We start from the raw sequence: 18,857 nt of genomic DNA on the forward strand, positions 1-18,857 counted from the left end.
GTTAGCCGTCCTGGGCCAGGGATGGCCCATGACGGCGGCCCACGCTCCAAAGCCGGAGTGAGGGCACACCGAGCCTAAGCGAGGTGCCGAGTGGTGGGGCACAAACCTTTTGGTTACTTTTGGCTGGGCCGGCATCCCGGGCGTTTGCCAAAAGTGACCCGCTGTAAGAGCGGAACCATAGGTGGCCGTTACCGCAGCAACGGATATGCCCCCAAACCTCCAACCCACCCACCAAGAGAACACCACCCCAAGGGAACTTTGCCAACAAATAACCACCTGAATCCGGTACGCTCACCTTTTTATTCAAGGAGTTACTCCCATGGCCAAAGCCACTGCCCGTCACATCCTGGTTGCCACTGAAGACAAGTGCAACGAACTCAAGGCCCAAATCGAAGGCGGCGCCGATTTCGCAGAAATCGCCAAAGCCAACTCCACCTGCCCGTCCAGCCGCCAAGGCGGCGACCTGGGTTCGTTCGGTCCAGGCCAGATGGTCAAGGAATTCGACACCGTCGTGTTCAGCGCCCCGGTCAACACCGTGCAAGGCCCGGTGAAAACCCAGTTCGGTTATCACCTGCTGGAAGTGACCAGCCGTCAGGACTGATCCCGTCCGCGCTGATGCTTGAAACAACGGCCCGCCTTTTTGGTGGGCCGTTGTGCATGGGATGACTGGCGATGCCCTGGCCGTTAGCGTACAAATCCCTATTCTTCTTCACCCGGCGCTCAAGGCTGATAATGCGACTGGCTTTTTCGACTCTGTTTGGCTCCGCCCTGGCCCTGCTGCTGGCCAGCACGGCCGTGATCGCGGCCCCGCAAACCTACCTGACGGTGTACGGCGAACCGGCCAAGTACGCTGCCGGCTTCACCCATTTCGACTACGCCAACCCCAACGCGCCCAAGGGCGGCAGCCTGCGGCGTTCGGCGATCGAGATCGGGCGTTTCGACCATGTGCTGCCCTATATCGACAAAGGTATCGGCGTGTCTCAGGTCGACGGCTGGCTGTATTCGCCCCTGGCCCTGCGCTCCCTCGATGAGCCCTACACGGTCTATGGCCTGGTGGCCGAAAAGATGGAACGGGCCGACGACGGCCTGTCGTTGCGTTTCTACCTCAACCCCAAGGCGCGCTTTGCCGATGGCAAGCCGATCACCGCCGAAGACGTGCGCTACAGCTTCGATTTGCTGATGACCCAGGGCAGCCTGCGCTTTCGCACCCTGTTCGCAGACGTGAAACACGTCGAAGTCGAAGGCGAGCGCCAGGTGCGTTTCGAATTTTCCAGCAATGAAAACCGCACCCTGCCCCTGGATATCGCCACCCTGCCGGTGTTCCCCGAGCACTGGTGGAAGACCCGCGACTTCGCCAATGGCGGCGGCTACGAAGCGCCACTGGGCAGCGGCCCGTACAAGGTCGGCAAGATCGACTCGGGCAGCACCATTACCTTTACCCGTAACCCAGACTGGTGGGGCAAGGACCTGCCCGTCAGCCGCGGCCTGTACAACTTCGATCACCTGAGCCTGGAATACTTCGGCGACACCGAAGTGGCGCGCCAGGTATTGCGCGGCGGCGCCTATGACTTCAACCGCGAATTCTCCGCCACCGGTTACTCCATCGGCTACAACGGCCCGGCCCTGGATGACGGGCGCCTGCAACGTGCACACCTGGCCAAGGAAATGCCGCAACCGGCCCAGGGCTATGTGTTCAACGTGCAGAAACCGATGTTCAAGGACCGCCGCGTGCGCCAGGCCCTGGCGATGCTCTGGGATTTCGAATGGGCCAACCGGCAGATGATGCGCAACCTGTACATCCGCCAGCAGAGCTACTTTTCCAATAGCCCGCTGGCCGCCAGCCAGTTGCCCACCCAGGAAGAACTGAAAATCCTCGAACCGCTGCGCGGCCAAGTGCCCGACGAAGTGTTCACCCAGGTGTTCAAGGCGCCGGTCACCGACGGCAGCGGCATGATCCGCGACAAGCAACTGCAAGCCCTGGCCCTGTTGGAAGAGGCCGGCTGGAAGCCCGAAGGCGACAAATTGGTCAACGCCGAAGGCGAGCCGCTGGAGTTCACCTTCCTCAATGCCCAGGCCGGCCTGGAACGCCTGTTGCTGCCCTACAAGCGCAACCTGGCGCAGATCGGCATCACCCTGAATATCCGCCGCATCGACTCCTCGCAGTACGTCAACCGCCTGATGACCCGCGACTACGACATGATCGTCACCGGTTTCCCGGTCACCACCTCGCCGGGGATGGAGCTGTACAACTACTTCGGCTCCAGCGCTGCGTTCGACCCGGGCGCGAACAACTACATGGTGCTCAAGGACCCGGCCGTCGACACGCTGATCAAGGGCCTGGTCAAGGCCGACACCCAGGCGCAGATGCTCACGTATGCCCACGCCCTGGACCGCGTGCTGCAATGGAATTACCTGTGGATTCCCAACTACTACCCGCCCGGCACCTCTGCCGCGTGGTGGAACCGCTTCGGGCGCCCCGCCATCGAGGCCAAGAACGACGAGGCCTTGGAAACCTGGTGGGAAATCAGCCCCACGCCACTGACGAATGAACAGATGAATGCCGAGCTGAAAAAACGCGGGGGGACGCGCTGATGTTTGCCTATATCGTGCGGCGCCTGCTGCTGATCATCCCAACCCTGGTGATCATCCTGTTGGTGAATTTCGTGATCGTACAGGCGGCGCCCGGTGGCCCGGTGGAACAGGCCATTGCCCACCTGCAAGGCATCGGCGGCGGTGCCGTCGGGGGTTCCTCCGGCGAAGGCCTCAGCAGCGGCTCGCGGGCCAGCCGTGGCCTGGACCCGAAACTGATCAAGGACATCGAGAAACAGTACGGCTTCGACAAGCCGGCCCCGGAACGCCTGTGGTTGATGCTCAAGAGCTACGCCCAGCTGGATTTCGGCAACAGCTTCTTCCGGGGTTCAACGGTGATCGACCTGATCCTGGAAAAGATGCCGGTGACCATCTCCCTCGGCCTATGGGCCACGCTGATCACCTACCTGGTGTCGATCCCCCTGGGCATTCGCAAGGCGGTGCGCCATGGCAGCAACTTCGATGTGTGGAGCAGCACCGCCATCGTCATCGGCTATGCCATGCCGGCGTTCCTGTTTGCCATGTTCCTGATCGTGGTCTTCGCCGGCGGCACGTCGCTGAACTGGTTCCCGGTACGGGGCCTGGTCTCGGAAAACTTCGACGAGCTGAGCACCGTGGGCAAGATCGCCGACTACTTCTGGCACCTGGTATTGCCGGTCACGTCACTGGTGATCGGCGGGTTTGCCACCTTGACCATCCTGACCAAGAACTCGTTTCTCAATGAAATCACACGCCAGTACGTGGTCACCGCCCGTGCCAAGGGCCTGAGCGAACGCCGCGTGCTGTACGGCCATGTGTTTCGCAATGCGATGCTGCTGGTGATCTCCGGGATTCCCCAGGCGTTTATCAGCGTGTTCTTTGCCGGCTCGCTGCTGATCGAGGTGATCTTTTCCCTCGACGGGCTCGGGCGCATGAGCTACGAAGCCGCCGTGTCCCGCGACTATCCGGTGGTGTTCGGTTCGCTGTTCATCTTCACCCTGTTCGGTCTCTTGATAAAACTGATCGGCGACCTCTGCTACACCCTGGTGGACCCGCGTATCGACTTCGCCGCGAGGAACGCCTGATGCTCAACCTGTCTCCCGTGGCCCGTCGACGCTTCGAGCGGTTCAAACAGAACCGGCGCGGCTGGTGGTCGCTGTGGCTGTTCATCGGCCTGTTTATCCTGACCCTGGGCGGCGAGTTGATCGCCAACGACAAGCCCCTGGTGCTCAGCTACAAAAACGAGCTGTATTTCCCGGTGTTCAAACGCTACACCGAGCAGCAGTTCGGTGGCCAACTGCCGTTCCAGGCCGACTACCGCAGCGACTACGTACAGAAGCTGATCAAGCAGGACGGCGGCTGGATGCTGTTCCCACCGATCCCGTTCAGCGACGACACGCCCAACTACGAGCTGACCCGCCCTGCCCCGAGCCCGCCCTCGGCAGTGAACTGGCTGGGCACCGACGATCAATCGCGCGATGTGCTGGCTCGGGTGATCTTTGGCGCACGGGTGTCGATCCTGTTTGCCCTGGCGCTCACGGCGATCAGCGCGAGCATCGGCATCGCCGCCGGCGCCTTGCAGGGCTACTACGGCGGCTGGGTCGACTTGCTTGGCCAGCGCATCCTCGAAGTCTGGTCCGGGCTGCCGGTGCTGTACCTGCTGATCATCCTGTCGGGCTTTGTCGAACCGAATTTCTGGTGGCTGCTGGGGATCATGGCGCTGTTCTCCTGGCTGGCCCTGGTGGACGTGGTGCGCGCCGAGTTCCTGCGCGGGCGCAACCTGGAGTACGTCAAGGCCGCACGGGCATTGGGCCTGGGCGACGGCAAGATCATCCGCCGGCATATCCTGCCCAACGCGATGACCGCCACCCTGAGCTACCTGCCGTTTATCTTGACCGGGGCGATCTCCACCTTGAGCGCCCTGGACTTCCTCGGCTTCGGCATGCCGGCCGGCAGCGCGTCGCTGGGTGAGTTGATCGCCCAGGGCAAGCAGAACCTGCAAGCGCCGTGGCTCGGCTTGACGGCGTTTTTCACCTTGGCGCTGATCCTGTCGCTGCTGGTCTTTATCGGCGAGGCATTACGTGATGCCTTCGACCCCCGTTCATGAGTGACTGCAGATGAACCTGATCGAAATTCGTGACCTGTGCGTCGCCTTCAGTGGCCAGACCGTGGTGCACAACCTGAGCCTGGACGTGCGCCCCGGCGAGTGCCTGGCGCTGGTGGGCGAGTCGGGCTCGGGCAAGTCGGTGACCGCTCACTCGATCCTGCAACTGTTGCCCGAGGCCGGTACGCAAACCACCGGTTCGGTGAAATATCGCGGCCAGGAACTGATCGGCGCGCCGGCGACCACCCTGCAAAAGCTACGCGGCAATCGCATCGCGATGATCTTCCAGGAGCCGATGACCTCGCTCAACCCGTTGCACAGCATCGAAAAGCAGATCGGCGAAACCCTGCTGCTGCACAAGGGCCTGGGCGGCAAGGCGGCGCAGGCGCGCATCCTCGAACTGTTGGGCCTGGTGGGCATCCAGAAACCCCAGGAACGCCTCAAGGCGTATCCGCACCAACTGTCCGGCGGCCAGCGCCAACGGGTGATGATCGCCATGGCCCTGGCCTGCGAGCCACAACTGCTGATTGCCGACGAACCCACCACCGCGCTGGACGTCACCGTGCAGCGCAAGATCCTGCTGCTGCTCAAGTCCCTGCAACAACGCCTGGGCATGTCGATGCTGCTGATCAGCCACGACCTCAACCTGGTGCGCAGCATCGCCCAGCGGGTGTGCGTGATGCATGCCGGCGAGATTGTCGAGCAGGCCGCCTGCGAGACCTTGTTCACCGCGCCGCAGCATCCCTACAGCCGCCTGCTGCTGGATGCGGAGCCGGCGGGCGACGTGTTGTGCGGCGAGGAGCGCGAGACCGTGTTGCAGGTGGACGACCTGAGCGTGCAATTTCCTCTCAGCGGTGGGTTGTTCCAGCGCAAGACCTACCTGCGCGCCGTGGACGGCATCAGCCTCAGCGTGCAGCGCGGCAAGACCCTGGGCATCGTCGGTGAGTCGGGCTCGGGTAAATCCACCCTGGGCCAGGCGATCCTGCGCCTGCTCGACTCCACCGGCAGCATCCGCTTCCAGGGTAAAGCCCTCGACCCGCTCAACCACCACCAGATGCGCCCGTGGCGCAAGCAGATGCAGGTGGTGTTCCAGGACCCCTACGGCAGCCTCAGCCCGCGCATGTCGGTGCAGCAGATCATCAGCGAAGGCCTGGAAGTGCATGCACCGTGCAGCCTGGCCGACCGCGAAGCGCAGGTGATCCAGGTGCTCAAGGAGGTGGGCCTCGACCCCGCCAGCCGGCATCGCTACCCACACGAGTTTTCCGGCGGCCAGCGCCAACGCATCGCCATCGCCCGCGCGCTGGTGCTCAAGCCGGCGCTGATACTGCTCGACGAACCCACCTCGGCCCTGGACCGCACGGTGCAGAAGCAAGTGGTGGCATTGCTGCGCGAGTTGCAGGAAAAATACGGCCTGACCTACCTGTTTATCAGCCATGACCTCGCGGTGGTGCGCGCCATGGCCCATGACATGATCGTGATCAAGGATGGCAAGGTGGTGGAGCGCGGGCCGAGCCATGCGGTATTTGAATCGCCACAACATCCCTATACCAAGGAACTGCTGGCCGCCGCGCACATCCCCTTGTAGGAGCGAGCTTGCTCGCGAAGAATCCAAGTACGCCACGTTCTTCCAGATGTACCGCGTTATCGTTGACGACCTTCGCGAGCAAGGACTAGCCGTCCGCCTCGCTCCTACAGGATTCTGCCGGCATGAACATCACCGAAAACCTCAAGGATTACGAACAGGTTCGCGGCCTGGCGATCCAGTCGCTGTTCGAGATCATCGAGCAGTCCAGCGAAGGCACGGTGATTGTCGATCGCGACGCGAATATCGTGTGGATGAACGAGCGCTACGCCAAGCGCTTCGGCCTCAAAAGCGCTGACGAAGCCATCGGCCAGCCCTGCGAACAGGTGATCTCCAACAGCCTGTTGCGCCAGGTGGTGCGCAACGACCAACCGATTCTGCTGGATATCCAGGACACGCCCAAAGGCCCGCTGGTGGTGATGCGCCTGCCGATCCACAACAATGCCGGCACGGTGATTGGCGCGATAGGCTTTGCGCTGTTCGATGAGCTGCGCAACCTGTCGCCGCTGATCGAGCGCTACCTGAGCATGCAGGCAGAACTGGCCTCCACCCGCTCACTGCTGCGTTCGCGGCAGAGCAAGTACAACTTTGCACACTTTATCGGCACCAGCGCCGCCAGCCTCGACGTCAAACGCCGGGCGCGGCGCAGTGCGAGTGCCGAGTCGCCGGTGTTGCTGCTCGGCGAAACCGGCACCGGCAAAGAGCTGCTGGCCCAGGCGATCCACGGCGCATCCAAGCGTGCGCACAAGGCGTTTGTCAGCATCAACAGCGCGGCCGTCCCCCACGACCTGCTGGAAGCCGAGTTCTTCGGCACCGCCCCCGGCGCGTTTACCGGTGCCGACCGCAAGGGCCGGCCCGGCAAATTCCAGATCGCCCAGGGCGGCACGCTGTTCCTTGATGAAATTGGTGACATGCCCCTGCCCCTGCAAAGCAAGCTGCTGCGGGTGTTGCAGGAAAAAGAATTCGAACCGGTGGGCTCCAACGAGATGCTGCACAGTGATGTACGGGTCATCGCCGCCACCTCCATGGACCTGGAGGCGGCGATCAAGCGCGGTGAGTTTCGCGCGGATTTGTACTACCGCCTGAATGTGCTGCCCATTCAGGTGCCGCCATTGCGTGAGCGCCTGGAGGATATTCCCGCGCTGAGCGAAGCGATCCTCGAAGAACTGCACAGCCAGCATGAACTGGACCGTGAAGCCCTCGTGTTGTTGGCGCAGCATGCGTGGCCGGGGAATATCCGTGAACTGCGCAATGTGCTGGAGCGGGCAGCCTTGTTGAGCGATGACCTGGTATTGAATGCCGCCGAGATTCGCGCGGCGATCGGCACGTTCAGCCCGGTAGCGCGCAACGAAGTGAAAACGGTCGAAGGCGAGACGTTCGCGGCGGCGCGAGCGCGGTTCGATCGGCAGCTGATTGCGGCGACGCTCGAGGCCTGTGAAGGGAATGTGGTGGAGGCGGCCAAGCGATTGGGGCTCGGGCGGTCGACGTTGTACAAGAAGATGGTGGCACTGGGCATCGCCTAGTCTCAAAGTAGAGACTTTATTCTCCAAACAAAGACAATCCCTGTGGGAGGGGGCTTGCCCGCGATAGCGCCGGATCAGTTAACAAATAAGTGACTGATACTCCCTCATCGGGGGCAAGCCCCCTCCCACATTTGAGCTGTGCTTGTCTCCAGATTGAGACAGAATCTGGAGCCCTGCCCGAAAAACTCAAAAATACCCATATATTTCAACAAGTTAAATAATTGGCATACATCTCGCTATAGCCCTCCCCACAGCTTTACCCACAACAATAACAATCCGATGGAGACACACCATGAGTGTGATCATTGCCCTGGCAGCCCTCGCGCTGCTGATGCTGGCTGCCTACCGTGGCTATAGCGTTATCCTGTTTGCCCCCATCGCCGCCCTCGGCGCTGTCCTGCTCACCGACCCGTCCGCTGTCGCCCCTGCGTTTACCGGGGTGTTCATGGAAAAAATGGTTGGCTTTATCAAACTGTACTTCCCGGTATTCCTACTCGGTGCGGTGTTCGGCAAGCTGATTGAGCTGTCGGGCTTCTCGCGCTCGATCGTGGCCGCGGCGATCCGCTTGCTCGGTACGCGCCAGGCGATGCTGGTGATCGTGCTGGTCTGCGCCCTGCTCACCTACGGCGGCGTGTCGCTGTTTGTGGTGGTGTTTGCGGTGTACCCGTTCGCGGCAGAGATGTTCCGCCAGAGCAATATCCCCAAGCGCTTGATCCCGGCGACCATCGCCCTCGGTGCGTTCTCATTCACCATGGACGCCCTGCCCGGCACGCCGCAGATCCAGAACATCATCCCCAGCACCTTCTTCAACACCACCGCCTGGGCGGCCCCCTGGCTGGGGCTGATCGGTACGATCTTCGTGTTCTGCGCCGGCATGCTCTACCTCGCCCGCCAACGCAACAAAGCGCAACGGGCCGGCGAAGGCTACGGCACCGAGCTGCGCAACGAGCCGGAAACCGCCGAGAACCTGACCCTGCCCAACCCGTGGATCGCGCTGTCGCCGCTGATCCTGGTGGGGGTGATGAACCTGCTGTTCACCCATTGGATTCCACTGTGGTACGGCAAGACCCACAGCCTCAGCCTGCCGGGCATGAGTACGCCAGTGACGACCGAAATCGCCAAGCTCACCGCGATCTGGGCGGTGCAGGCGGCATTGCTGGTGGGCATCGTGATCGTGCTGGTGTTTGGCTGGTCGGCAATCAAAAGCAAGCTGGCCGAAGGCAGTAAAAGCGCGGTCAGCGGTGCGCTGCTGGCGGCGATGAACACCGCCTCGGAATACGGCTTTGGCGCGGTGATCGCCTCGCTGCCGGGCTTTCTGGTGCTGGCGGACTGGCTCAAGGGCATCCCCAACCCGCTGGTCAACGAAGCGATTACCGTGACCCTGCTGGCGGGGATCACCGGCTCCGCGTCCGGCGGCATGAGCATCGCCCTGGCGGCCATGTCCGAGAGCTTTATTTCAGCGGCCCATGCGGCCAATATCCCCCTTGAAGTGCTGCACCGGGTCGCGGCCATGGCCAGCGGCGGCATGGACACCCTGCCCCACAACGGCGCGGTGATCACGCTGCTGGCGGTCACCGGGCTGACCCACCGCGAAGCCTACAAGGACATTTTCGGCATCACGATTATCAAGACCCTCGCGGTGTTCGTGGTGATCGGTACTTTCTATGCCACCGGCATTGTGTGAGGTTTTCATGACGACATTGAACGGCAAGACCGCCCTGGTCACCGGCTCCACCAGCGGTATCGGCCTGGGCATCGCCTTGAGCCTGGCCAAGGCCGGCGCCAACCTGATCCTCAACGGCTTTGGCGACGCCAGCGCGGTGATCGCCCAGGTGCAGGCGTTCGGCGGCAAGGTCGGGCATCACCCCGCCGACGTCAGCGACCCGGCGCAGATCGCCGACATGATCGCCTATGCCGAGCGCGAATTCGGCGGCGTGGACATTCTGGTGAACAACGCCGGCATCCAGCATGTGGCGGCGGTGGAAGACTTCCCGGTGGAACGCTGGGACGCGATCATTGCGATCAACCTGTCTTCGGTATTCCACAGCACGCGCTTGAGCCTGCCGGGCATGAAGGCCAAGGGCTGGGGGCGTATCGTCAATATCGCCTCGGTGCACGGCCTGGTCGGTTCGGTGGGCAAGGCCGCGTATGTGGCGGCCAAGCATGGCGTGATCGGCCTGACCAAGGTGGTGGGCCTGGAGACCGCGACCGGTAACGTGACCTGCAACGCAATCTGCCCAGGCTGGGTGCTGACCCCGCTGGTGCAGAAGCAGATCGATGACCGCGCGGCCAGTGGCGTCGACCCGCAACAGGCGCAGCATGATTTGCTTGCCGAGAAGCAGCCGTCGCTGGAGTTCGTGACACCGCCGCAGTTGGGCGAACTGGTGATGTTTTTGTGCAGTGAGGCCGGCGCCCAGGTGCGGGGCGCGGCGTGGAATATCGATGGTGGTTGGCTGGCTCAATAAAACCTGACACTGGAGATCTAAACTGTGGGAGGGGCGGTGCGACGATTCGACTTGTCCCCGATGAGGGAGTGTCAGCACATGCATTTGTGACTGACTCACCGCTATCGGGGGCAAGTCGAATCGTCGCACCGCCCCTCCCACATTGGAACTCTATCGTTTGAAAGACCTGTACAAGAACAAGAGACCTTGCTGATGTCCGAGATCCTCTGGCAACCCTCCCCCGAACGCATCCGTAACACCCGGATGGACCAGTTCCGGCGCTTTATCAATGATCGCCACGGCGTGCAGCTCAGCGACTACCCGGCCCTGCACCAGTGGAGCATCGACCAGCGCCCGGACTTCTGGCAGGCGATCGTGGCCTTTTTCGACGTGCAGTTTCGCAGCCCGCCCAGCGCGGCACTGATCGAAGGCGCCGAGATGCCCAGCGCCCAGTGGTTCCCCGGCGCGACCCTGAACTTTGCCGAACACCTGCTGCGCCGTCGCGACGATCACCCCGCCGTGGTCGCCATCAGCGAAGACGGCCAGCGCGAACAACTGACCTACGCCGAACTGGCCGCCCATGTCGCCGGCCTGCAAAAAAGCCTGCGCGCGGCCGGCGTCGGGGTGGGCGACCGGGTGGCGGCATGCATGCCCAACACCTGGCAAACCCTGGTCGGCATGCTTGCCACCACCAGCCTGGGCGCGATCTGGTCGTGTTCATCGCCGGACTTCGGCACCCAAGGTGTGATCGACCGTTTCGGCCAGATCGAGCCCAAGGTGCTGATCACCTGCGCCGGTTACCGCTACGCCGGCAAGGACATCGACCAGAGCGCCAAACTCAACGAGATCCTCGCACGCCTGCCGTCCCTGCAGCAGTTGATCATCGTGCCGTATGCCCGGCCCCAGGCGCGGGTCGAGGACTATCGGACCGAGGCCCGCGTCGCGCTGTGGAGTGACTTCTACCAACCCGGCGGCGCTCCTGAATTCGTCGCGGTGCCGTTCGACCATCCGCTGTACATCCTCTATTCCAGCGGCACCACCGGCGTGCCCAAGTGCATCATCCACGGCACCGGCGGCGTGCTGCTCACCCACCTCAAGGAGCACGGCCTGCATGCTGACCTGTCCGGCGAGGACTGCTTGTTTTACTACACCACCTGCGGCTGGATGATGTGGAACTGGCTGGTCTCGGTATTGGCCTTGGGTGCCACGGCGGTGCTGTATGACGGCTCGCCCTTCCACCCCGGCCCCGAGCGTTTGATTGACCTGATCGACGCAGAAAAAATCAGCGTATTCGGCACCAGCCCCAAGTTCCTCGTCACCCTGGAAAAGGCCGGATTGCAACCGCGCCTGAGCCATGACCTGGGCAGCCTCAAAGGGCTGATTTCCACCGGCTCGCCGCTGTCGCCGCAGAGCTACGACTATGTGTACCGCGAGATCAAGGCAGAGCTGTGCCTGTCGTCGATGTCTGGCGGCACCGATATCGTCTCCTGCTTTGTGATCGGCAACCCGGTACTGCCTGTGCGCCGCGGCGAAATGCAATGCAAGAGCCTGGCGATGGCGATCGAAGTGTGGGACGACCAGGGCCGGCCCTTGATCGGTGAAAAAGGCGAACTGGTGTGTACCCGGCACTTCCCGGCCATGCCCATCGGCCTGTGGAATGACCCGCAGCAGCAAAAACTGCGCGCCTCGTATTTCAGCCAGTTCCCGGGCGTCTGGGCCCAGGGCGACTATGCCGAGCAACGCCCCAATGGCAGCCTGCTGATCCATGGACGCTCCGACGCAGTGCTCAACCCCGGCGGCGTGCGCATCGGCACCGCCGAGATTTATCGCCAGGTGGAAAAAGTCCCGCAGGTGCTGGAGAGCCTGGCCATCGGGCAACGCTGGCAGGACGACGTGCGCGTGGTGCTGTTCGTGCGCCTCAACGATGGCGTTGAACTGGATGCGGCCCTGGAGCAGCAAATCCGCCAGGTGATCCGCGCCAACACCACGCCACGCCATGTGCCGGCGAAGATCCTCGCCGTCACCGATATCCCCCGCACCATCAGCGGCAAGATCGTGGAACTGGCAGTGCGCAATGTGGTGCATGGCGAGCCGGTGAAAAACACCGACGCCCTGGCCAACCCCCAGGCCCTGGCGCAATTTCGCGACCGTCCTGAGCTGGCTTGAGGTGGAACGGTTTCAGCCCTGAGACACTCATTTGAAGACAACGCCCAAATGCATGCTACTTTTCGAGGGGTAGCCAGCCGTTCCCGACTCACGGGATAATCTGTTCTTTGTCATTTTCAAAGCGTTACGCTCAGGGCATTGTCATGAAGGGAACATCCACCGACAGCGAAGCCGCTGCATTGATTGCGCGGCTGGACTGGGCGCGCAGCCCTCTCGGTGAGGCCAATGATTGGCCGCAGAGCTTGCGTACCGCCGTGGATATCGTCGTCAACTCGCCGATGCCGATGCTCCTGCTGTGGGGCGACCAACTTATCCAGCTCTACAATGATGGCTTCGCGCGCCTGGCGGGCAACAAACACCCCGGCGCCCTGGGCCAGCCGGCACACGCGACCTGGCCGGAGCTGCAAGACTTCACCGCACCGATCTATGACGCCGTGCTCGGCGGCCAGGTGCGTACGTTCACCGAGCAGCGTTTCGTACTGCAACGCGATCATCGCGACACTGAAATCTGGCTCGACCTGACCTACAGCCCGATCCGCGACGAAAGCGGCGCCGTGGCCGGCATCCTGGTCACCGCCATCGAGACCAACGAACGCCGCCGCAAGGCCCTCGAACTGCAACAGCGTTCCGAAGACAGCCTCAAGGCCCAGCACAACACTGAACAACGCCTGCAACTGGCGCTGGCCGCCACCGATGCAGTGGGCACCTGGGACTGGGACATCGGCGAAGACCGCTTTATCGCCGACGCGCACTTCGCCTTCCTGCATGGCGTCGACCCCAACGAAGCGAGCCTCCTGCCCATCAGCGATTACCTGCAAGGCGTGCACCCGGAAGACCGTGGCACGGTGGCGCGCAGCATCAAGCATTGCATCACCCATGGCACCGAATACGCCGAGGAATACCGCCTGCTGCAAGCCGATGGCCAGGTGCGCTGGGTATTCGCGCGCGGGCGCTGCTATAAGGACCCGCAGGGCCGCCCGGCACGCTTCCTCGGTGCCGCGCTGGACCTTACCGAACGCAAGCATACCGAACAGGCCTTGCGCCAAAGCCAGACCGAACTGCAACTGATCATCAACGCCATGCCGGTGCTGATCGGCTACGTTGACCATGAGCAACGCTTTCGCCTGAACAACAGTGCCTACCTCGACTGGTACGGCATGACGCCCCAGGAGCTGTATGGCAAGAGCATCCGCGAAGTGCTCGGCGATGAAGTGTATGCCGGGCGCGAGGACATGATCACCGCCGCGCTGGGGGGCAAGGCGTGCAGTTTCACCACCATTACCCCCCATCACGATGGCCGGCCGCGCCATGCGTTGATGAAGTACCTGCCGCGCTTCAGCAATGACGGCTCGGTCAACGGTTTCTACATCTTTGTGATCGATGAAACCGAACGCAAGCTCACCGAAGAAGCCCTGCGCAACCTCAATGAGAACCTCGAAGAACGCGTCGCCCAGCGCACCCAGGCACTGGCCGAGGCCAACCAGCGCCTGCAAAACGAGATGTTCGAGCGTGAACGCGCCGAAGACGCCCTGCGCCACGCGCAGAAAATGGAAGCGGTGGGCCAGCTCACCGGCGGCATTGCCCATGACTTCAACAATATGCTCACCGGCATTATCGGCAGCCTGGACCTGATGCAACGCTATATCGCCGCCGGGCGCAGCGACGATATCGGCCGCTTTGCCGACGCCGCCGTAGCCTCGGCCCATCGTGCCGCCGCCCTCACCCACCGTTTGCTGGCGTTCTCGCGGCGCCAGTCGCTGGACCGGCGCCCGACCGACCCCAATCAACTGGTGGCCTCCCTGGAGGACCTGTTCCGCCGCACCAAGGGCGCGCATATCACCCTGAACGTGCAGCTGGGCCGCGATATCTGGCCGGTGAACACCGATGCCAGCCAGCTGGAAAACGCCCTGCTCAACCTGGTGATCAACGCCCGCGACGCCATGCCCGACGGCGGCGAGCTGCTGATCGAAACCGCCAACAGCTACCTGGACGGCACCGACATCACCACCCTCGAACCGGTCAAGGCCGGTGACTACGTGATGCTCGGCGTGAGCGACAACGGCTCCGGGATGGCGCCGAAGATCCTTGCCAAGGCGTTCGATCCGTTCTTCACCACCAAGCCGATCGGCCAGGGCACCGGCCTGGGCCTGTCGATGATCTATGGCTTTGCCCAGCAGTCCGGCGGCCATGTGACCATTCAAAGCGAACCGGGCCAGGGCACCTGCGTGCGCCTGTACCTGCCGCGGCTGCATGGCACCGCCCTGGAAAGCAGCCTGCCGCCGCACTCGAGCGAAGCGCCAGTGGCCCTGGCCGGTGAAGCGGTCGTGGTCGTCGAGGACGACCCCGCCGTGCGCATGCTGGTGGTCAATGTGCTCGACGAGCTGGGCTACACCGCCCACCAGGCGGCGGATGCCCGTGCTGCGCTGCCGCTGCTGGAGTCGGACCTGCGTGTGGACCTGCTGGTGACCGACGTTGGCCTGCCCGGCATGAACGGCCGGCAACTGGCGGAAATCGCCCGCCAGCATCGCCCGGGCCTGCGCGTGCTGTTCATGACCGGTTACGCCGAGAAAGCCGCCGAGCGCCAGGGGTTCCTGGAGGACGGCATGGACATGGTGGCCAAACCGTTTTCCATCGACCTGTTGGCGACCAAGATCCGCAGCATGATCAGCGTGGTCGAATGAGTTCAGGCATAATCGCGCGCCGTCGCACACCTGGTAGAGAACCATGAAAGCCCAAGCCCGTCATATCCTGGTGAAAACCAGCGAAGAAGCCGAACAACTCAAGCAGCGCATCGCCAAGGGCGAAGCCTTTGATGTGCTGGCCAAGAAATACTCCACCTGCCCGTCCGGCAAGCGCGGCGGCGACTTGGGCGAAGTGCGGCCAGGGCAGATGGTGGGGGTGATCGACGCGGTGATCTTCAAGAAGCCGGTGAAGGTGGTTCACGGGCCGATCAAGAGCAAGTTTGGCTATCACCTGGTGCAGGTGTTTTACCGCGATTGAGGCTATGACTTAAGACCCCCATCGGGGGCAAGCCCCCTCCCACACTTGACCGCATTTCATCTGGAGGAATGCGGCCAGCTGTGGGAGGGGCGGTGCGACGATTCGACTTGCCCCCGATCCGCCGCAGGCGGCCATTCACTTACTCCCTGGGGATCAGTGCCCCCGGCACCTGGATAACCCGGCTCGCCAACCGATGCCCGGCCAACGCCGCCGCCTCCGGCGAGCCCCCCTTGAGCCGACTGGCCAAGTACGCCGCACTGAATGAATCCCCCGCCGCCGTGGTATCCACCACCGTCTCCACCTTCAGCGCCGGCACGGCAAAGCGCTTACCGTCGCAACGGATCAAACAGGCCTGCGCACCACGCTTGAGTACCACTTCGGCAATCGCCGGATACGCCGCGAACACCTGTTCGCTGTCGGCGTACCCAAACAATGCAAGCTCGTCATCTTCGGTCAGCAAGGCGATATCCACCTCGGCCAGTACTGTGCGATACGCCTCACGGGCAACGTCCACCGTGGCCCACAGCCGCGGCCGGTAGTTGTTGTCGAACACCACTTTGCCGCCACGCCGACGGGTTTCGATCAGGGCCTTGAGCAAACGCGCGCGCCCGATATCACCGATTACCGCCAGGGTAATGCCGCTGAAATACACCACGTCATAACCGGGTAATGCCGCCAGGATCGGCGCGGCGGCCGGCGTGGTAAAGCAGTCACGTACCGCCGCTTCATTACGCCAATAGAGAAACTTGCGCTCGCCGTTCGCATCCGTCTGGATGCAGTACAACCCCGGCAAACGCCCAGGCAGGCGCTGGACCCGGCCCAGGCCAAGCCCCTCTTCCTGCCATTGCGCGCACATCGTATCGCTGAAGCTGTCGTCGCCCAGGGCAGTGACATAGTCGACGCTGCCGATGTCGCCCAGCTCACGACGCAGGTACACCGCCGTGTTGAGAGTGTCGCCGCCGAAACTTTGTTGCAGGCTGCCGTCGGCGCGGTGTTGCAGTTCGATCATGCATTCGCCGATCAAGGCGATGCGGGGATGGGTGGTCATGGTTGCTGTCTCGGGGGGCTGATGGCCTCATCGCGCTTGCCCAGGGCGATCACCGCGAAGCCTGGCTCGGGCAGCGATTGCACATGGGCCCAGACTTCCAGCGCCGGCCGCAGGCCCTCGCTGAGGTCGCTGCGGCGCTCAAGTACACAGCACTGCGCCGCGTTGTAGATACCGTGGTCATGGGCCACATAGCTGCCAGGGCGCAACACGCTGAGGAAACGACCGGCAGCGTTCTGCGCCTCGAACGACTCGGCAATCAGGTCGTACCAGGCCGAGCCCGAGGCGGTGATGATAGGTTTGGCCAAGTCGAACGCACCGTTGTTTTGCAAGTCCACGGCCAGGCGTACCAGGCTGGCGGCGAAGTCACGGATGCCGCTGATGGCGTGCTCGCCATGGATCACGCCTTCATAGCCTTCGATACCGGTGAGGGCCAGGGCCGGCTGGGCCTTGATCGCCTTGGCCAGGTCTCGCACGGCCTGCTCGCTGCGGCAGCCACAACGGCCGCCGACCACGCCGTACTCGATCATCACGTTCAGGCGCAGGCCACGGGCGGCGAAGAACAGCCCCAGGTCGGCGACGTTGTCCGGGTGATCGACCAGGCAGTGGAAGTCGAAATCCCCATCGGCCAGCAGGTCGGCGATCAACGCCATGTTCGGCGCGCCCACCAGTTGGTTGGCCATCAGTACACGCCGCACGCCACCTGCATAAGCCGCGCGAGTCTGCACCGCGGTGGCCAGGGTAATGCCCCAGGCACCGGCCGCCAGCTGGCGCTGGAACAGCGCCGGCATCATGCTGGTCTTGCCGTGTGGCGCAAGCTGCGCGCCGCTGTGGCTGACGAAATCCTGCATCCAGCGGATGTTGTGCTCCAGGGCATCGCGGTGCAGGACCAGCGCTGGCAGGCTGACGTCACGGACCAGGTGGGCACCGACAGCAGCGGCGCCCTTTTCAACGGCATTGATGGCAGACATGGAAAGCTCCTATTCGTTGATGCGACGGGCCAGGTTGTTGGCGCTTTCGATCAACACCCGGCGATAGTCGTTGTAATGAGTGCTGGCATCGGCCCTCGGGGCGACGATGCACAAGGTCGCAATGCTGATGCCTTGCGCGTCCCGAACCGGGGCGGCAAAACAATGGGTGAAGGTGTCGGCCACGCTGTCGAAGGAAAAGAAGCCATCGACCGTGGCCTGGCGGATTTGTGCGAGGAAGGTCTCCAGCGGCAGGCGCTGACCGTCCGGCAGGATGAAATCCTCAGGGTCGATCAGGTCGACGATCTGCTGATCGCTCAAGTGCCCCAGCAGCAGGCGCCCGGACGCGGTCCACGGGATCGGCGCGTTCTCACCGATATCCGAAGAAATACGGAAATGCCGCTCGCCTTCGCGCATCAGCGCCACCGTGTATTTACGCCCGTTGAGCAGGCACATCTGCGCGGTTTCGTGGGTCTGGCTGACGATCTCCTGCAAGGCGTGGTCAGCCTCGCGGGTCAGGTCGAAATGACGCAAATGCGCCTGGCCGAGAAAGTACAACTGGCGGCCGAGGTAGACGTGACCGTCCTTGCCCACGGTTTCGAGAATGCGCCGTTCCAGCAAGGACGCGACCAGTTCGTAGACGGTGGACTTGGGGCTGCCGATACCGTTGGCAATATCATTCGGGCGCAGGGGCTGCCCGATTTCCTTGAGAAAGTCGAGGATATCGAACGCACGGTCCAGGCCTTTGGCGCGACGTTTGATGGTGTCTTCGGTCATGGCAATTTTCGATCCGGTCGAAAGGGTGGGGCTGGCGCAGGTCCATTGTGGGAGGGGGGCAAGCCCTAATGCCGTTCAGTTAAGCGTACATCGCCTTCTGTAGGAGCGAGGGGGACGCCTAGTTCTTGCTCGCGAAAAACTCACAGGCGCCGCGTTCATTCAGGAAACACGCGTTATCGTTGACGTTTTTCGCGAGCAAGCTCGCTCCTACAAAAAAGCCTTAACTGAACGGCATTAGGGCAAGCCCCCTCCCACATTGGATTTCCTGTGGTCTCAAGAGTGGGGCAATTTAGCCTTTTTTCTTGTAGGCCACGCAATCAATCTCGACCTTGCAATCAACCATCATGTTGGCCTGCACACAGGCCCGCGCCGGGGCGTGTTCGGGGGTGAAGTATTCGCCGAACACTTTGTTGAAACTCCAGAAGTCCCGGGGGTCTTCCAGCCACACGCCCACCCGTACCACGTCTTTCAATTCGTAGCCGGCTTCTTCAAGGATCGCCACCACGTTGCGCATGGTCTGCCGGGTTTGCTCGATGATCCCGCCCGTGATGATTTCACCGTCCACCGCTGGCACCTGGCCCGAGACGTAGAGCCAGCCGTCCGCTTCCACCGCGCGGGCGAAAGGACGCGGCTGACCACCGCCGGCGGTGCTGCCGGCGCCGTAACGAGTAATGCTCATA

14 protein-coding genes and 1 pseudogene are annotated in these 18,857 nt (G+C 62.8%); 11 read left to right on the forward strand and 4 right to left on the reverse strand.

The features are described from left to right. Positions 1-319: 319 nt before the first annotated feature. The 11 genes from AC1Q6I_RS29960 to AC1Q6I_RS30010 all read left to right on the forward strand — a co-directional run bounded on the left by AC1Q6I_RS29960 (position 320) and on the right by AC1Q6I_RS30010 (position 15,387). A complete protein-coding gene (locus tag AC1Q6I_RS29960) occupies positions 320-601 on the forward strand; it encodes a peptidylprolyl isomerase (RefSeq protein ID WP_069075821.1) in 282 nt (93 codons plus the stop codon). Positions 602-732: 131 nt separating this feature from the next. Next, positions 733-2,592 carry an extracellular solute-binding protein gene (locus AC1Q6I_RS29965; protein WP_102625771.1) on the forward strand — a complete coding sequence of 620 codons (1,860 nt, stop codon included), beginning with the start codon at positions 733-735 and terminating at the stop codon, positions 2,590-2,592. Next, a complete protein-coding gene (locus AC1Q6I_RS29970; protein WP_024075094.1) occupies positions 2,592-3,653 on the forward strand; it encodes a microcin C ABC transporter permease YejB in 1,062 nt (353 codons plus the stop codon). Before AC1Q6I_RS29965 ends, AC1Q6I_RS29970 begins: the two co-directional genes overlap by 1 nt. Continuing rightward, entirely contained in the window at positions 3,653-4,675 is a 1,023-nt protein-coding gene (locus tag AC1Q6I_RS29975; RefSeq protein WP_024075093.1) for an ABC transporter permease, read from the forward strand. Before AC1Q6I_RS29970 ends, AC1Q6I_RS29975 begins: the two co-directional genes overlap by 1 nt. A gap of 10 nt (positions 4,676-4,685) precedes the next feature. Further along, a complete protein-coding gene (locus AC1Q6I_RS29980; RefSeq protein WP_102625544.1) occupies positions 4,686-6,257 on the forward strand; it encodes an ABC transporter ATP-binding protein in 1,572 nt (523 codons plus the stop codon). Positions 6,258-6,379: 122 nt separating this feature from the next. After that, positions 6,380-7,777: a sigma-54 interaction domain-containing protein gene (locus AC1Q6I_RS29985; RefSeq protein ID WP_102625545.1), complete on the forward strand. Its 1,398-nt coding sequence runs from the start codon at positions 6,380-6,382 to the stop codon at positions 7,775-7,777. Between the two features lie 292 nt (positions 7,778-8,069). After that, on the forward strand, positions 8,070-9,461 hold the full coding sequence (locus AC1Q6I_RS29990) for a GntP family permease (RefSeq protein ID WP_024075090.1): 1,392 nt from the start codon (positions 8,070-8,072) through the stop codon (positions 9,459-9,461). A gap of 7 nt (positions 9,462-9,468) precedes the next feature. After that, complete coding sequence (locus tag AC1Q6I_RS29995) at positions 9,469-10,242, forward strand: 3-hydroxybutyrate dehydrogenase (RefSeq protein WP_102625546.1); 774 nt, start codon at positions 9,469-9,471, stop codon at positions 10,240-10,242. A 192-nt stretch (positions 10,243-10,434) separates the two neighbouring features. Further along, positions 10,435-12,387: an acetoacetate--CoA ligase gene (locus AC1Q6I_RS30000; RefSeq protein ID WP_102625547.1), complete on the forward strand. Its 1,953-nt coding sequence runs from the start codon at positions 10,435-10,437 to the stop codon at positions 12,385-12,387. A gap of 143 nt (positions 12,388-12,530) precedes the next feature. Beyond that, positions 12,531-15,068 carry a PAS domain-containing hybrid sensor histidine kinase/response regulator gene (locus tag AC1Q6I_RS30005; RefSeq protein WP_024075087.1) on the forward strand — a complete coding sequence of 846 codons (2,538 nt, stop codon included), beginning with the start codon at positions 12,531-12,533 and terminating at the stop codon, positions 15,066-15,068. 43 nt (positions 15,069-15,111) lie between these two features. After that, positions 15,112-15,387 carry a peptidylprolyl isomerase gene (locus AC1Q6I_RS30010; RefSeq protein ID WP_010564624.1) on the forward strand — a complete coding sequence of 92 codons (276 nt, stop codon included), beginning with the start codon at positions 15,112-15,114 and terminating at the stop codon, positions 15,385-15,387. A 139-nt stretch (positions 15,388-15,526) separates the two neighbouring features. Here AC1Q6I_RS30010 and AC1Q6I_RS30015 read toward each other — a convergent pair whose 3' ends face one another. The 4 genes and pseudogenes from AC1Q6I_RS30015 to AC1Q6I_RS30030 all read right to left on the reverse strand — a co-directional run bounded on the left by AC1Q6I_RS30015 (position 15,527) and on the right by AC1Q6I_RS30030 (position 18,856). Beyond that, positions 15,527-16,435, reverse strand: coding sequence for a sugar kinase (locus AC1Q6I_RS30015; RefSeq protein WP_102625548.1), 909 nt, complete (start codon positions 16,433-16,435; stop codon positions 15,527-15,529). Between the two features lie 23 nt (positions 16,436-16,458). Further along, positions 16,459-17,403: pseudogene (locus AC1Q6I_RS30020) on the reverse strand (alanine racemase); the annotation flags it as partial. Positions 17,404-17,412: 9 nt separating this feature from the next. Further along, entirely contained in the window at positions 17,413-18,177 is a 765-nt protein-coding gene (locus AC1Q6I_RS30025) for an IclR family transcriptional regulator (protein ID WP_069075814.1), read from the reverse strand. A gap of 289 nt (positions 18,178-18,466) precedes the next feature. Beyond that, positions 18,467-18,856 (reverse strand): RidA family protein, encoded by a 390-nt coding sequence (locus AC1Q6I_RS30030; RefSeq protein ID WP_010210958.1) that lies wholly within the window; start codon positions 18,854-18,856, stop codon positions 18,467-18,469. Between the last annotated feature and the right edge of the window lies 1 nt (position 18,857).

The sequence above is a fragment of the Pseudomonas sp. MPR-R2A5 genome, assembly GCF_058793055.1.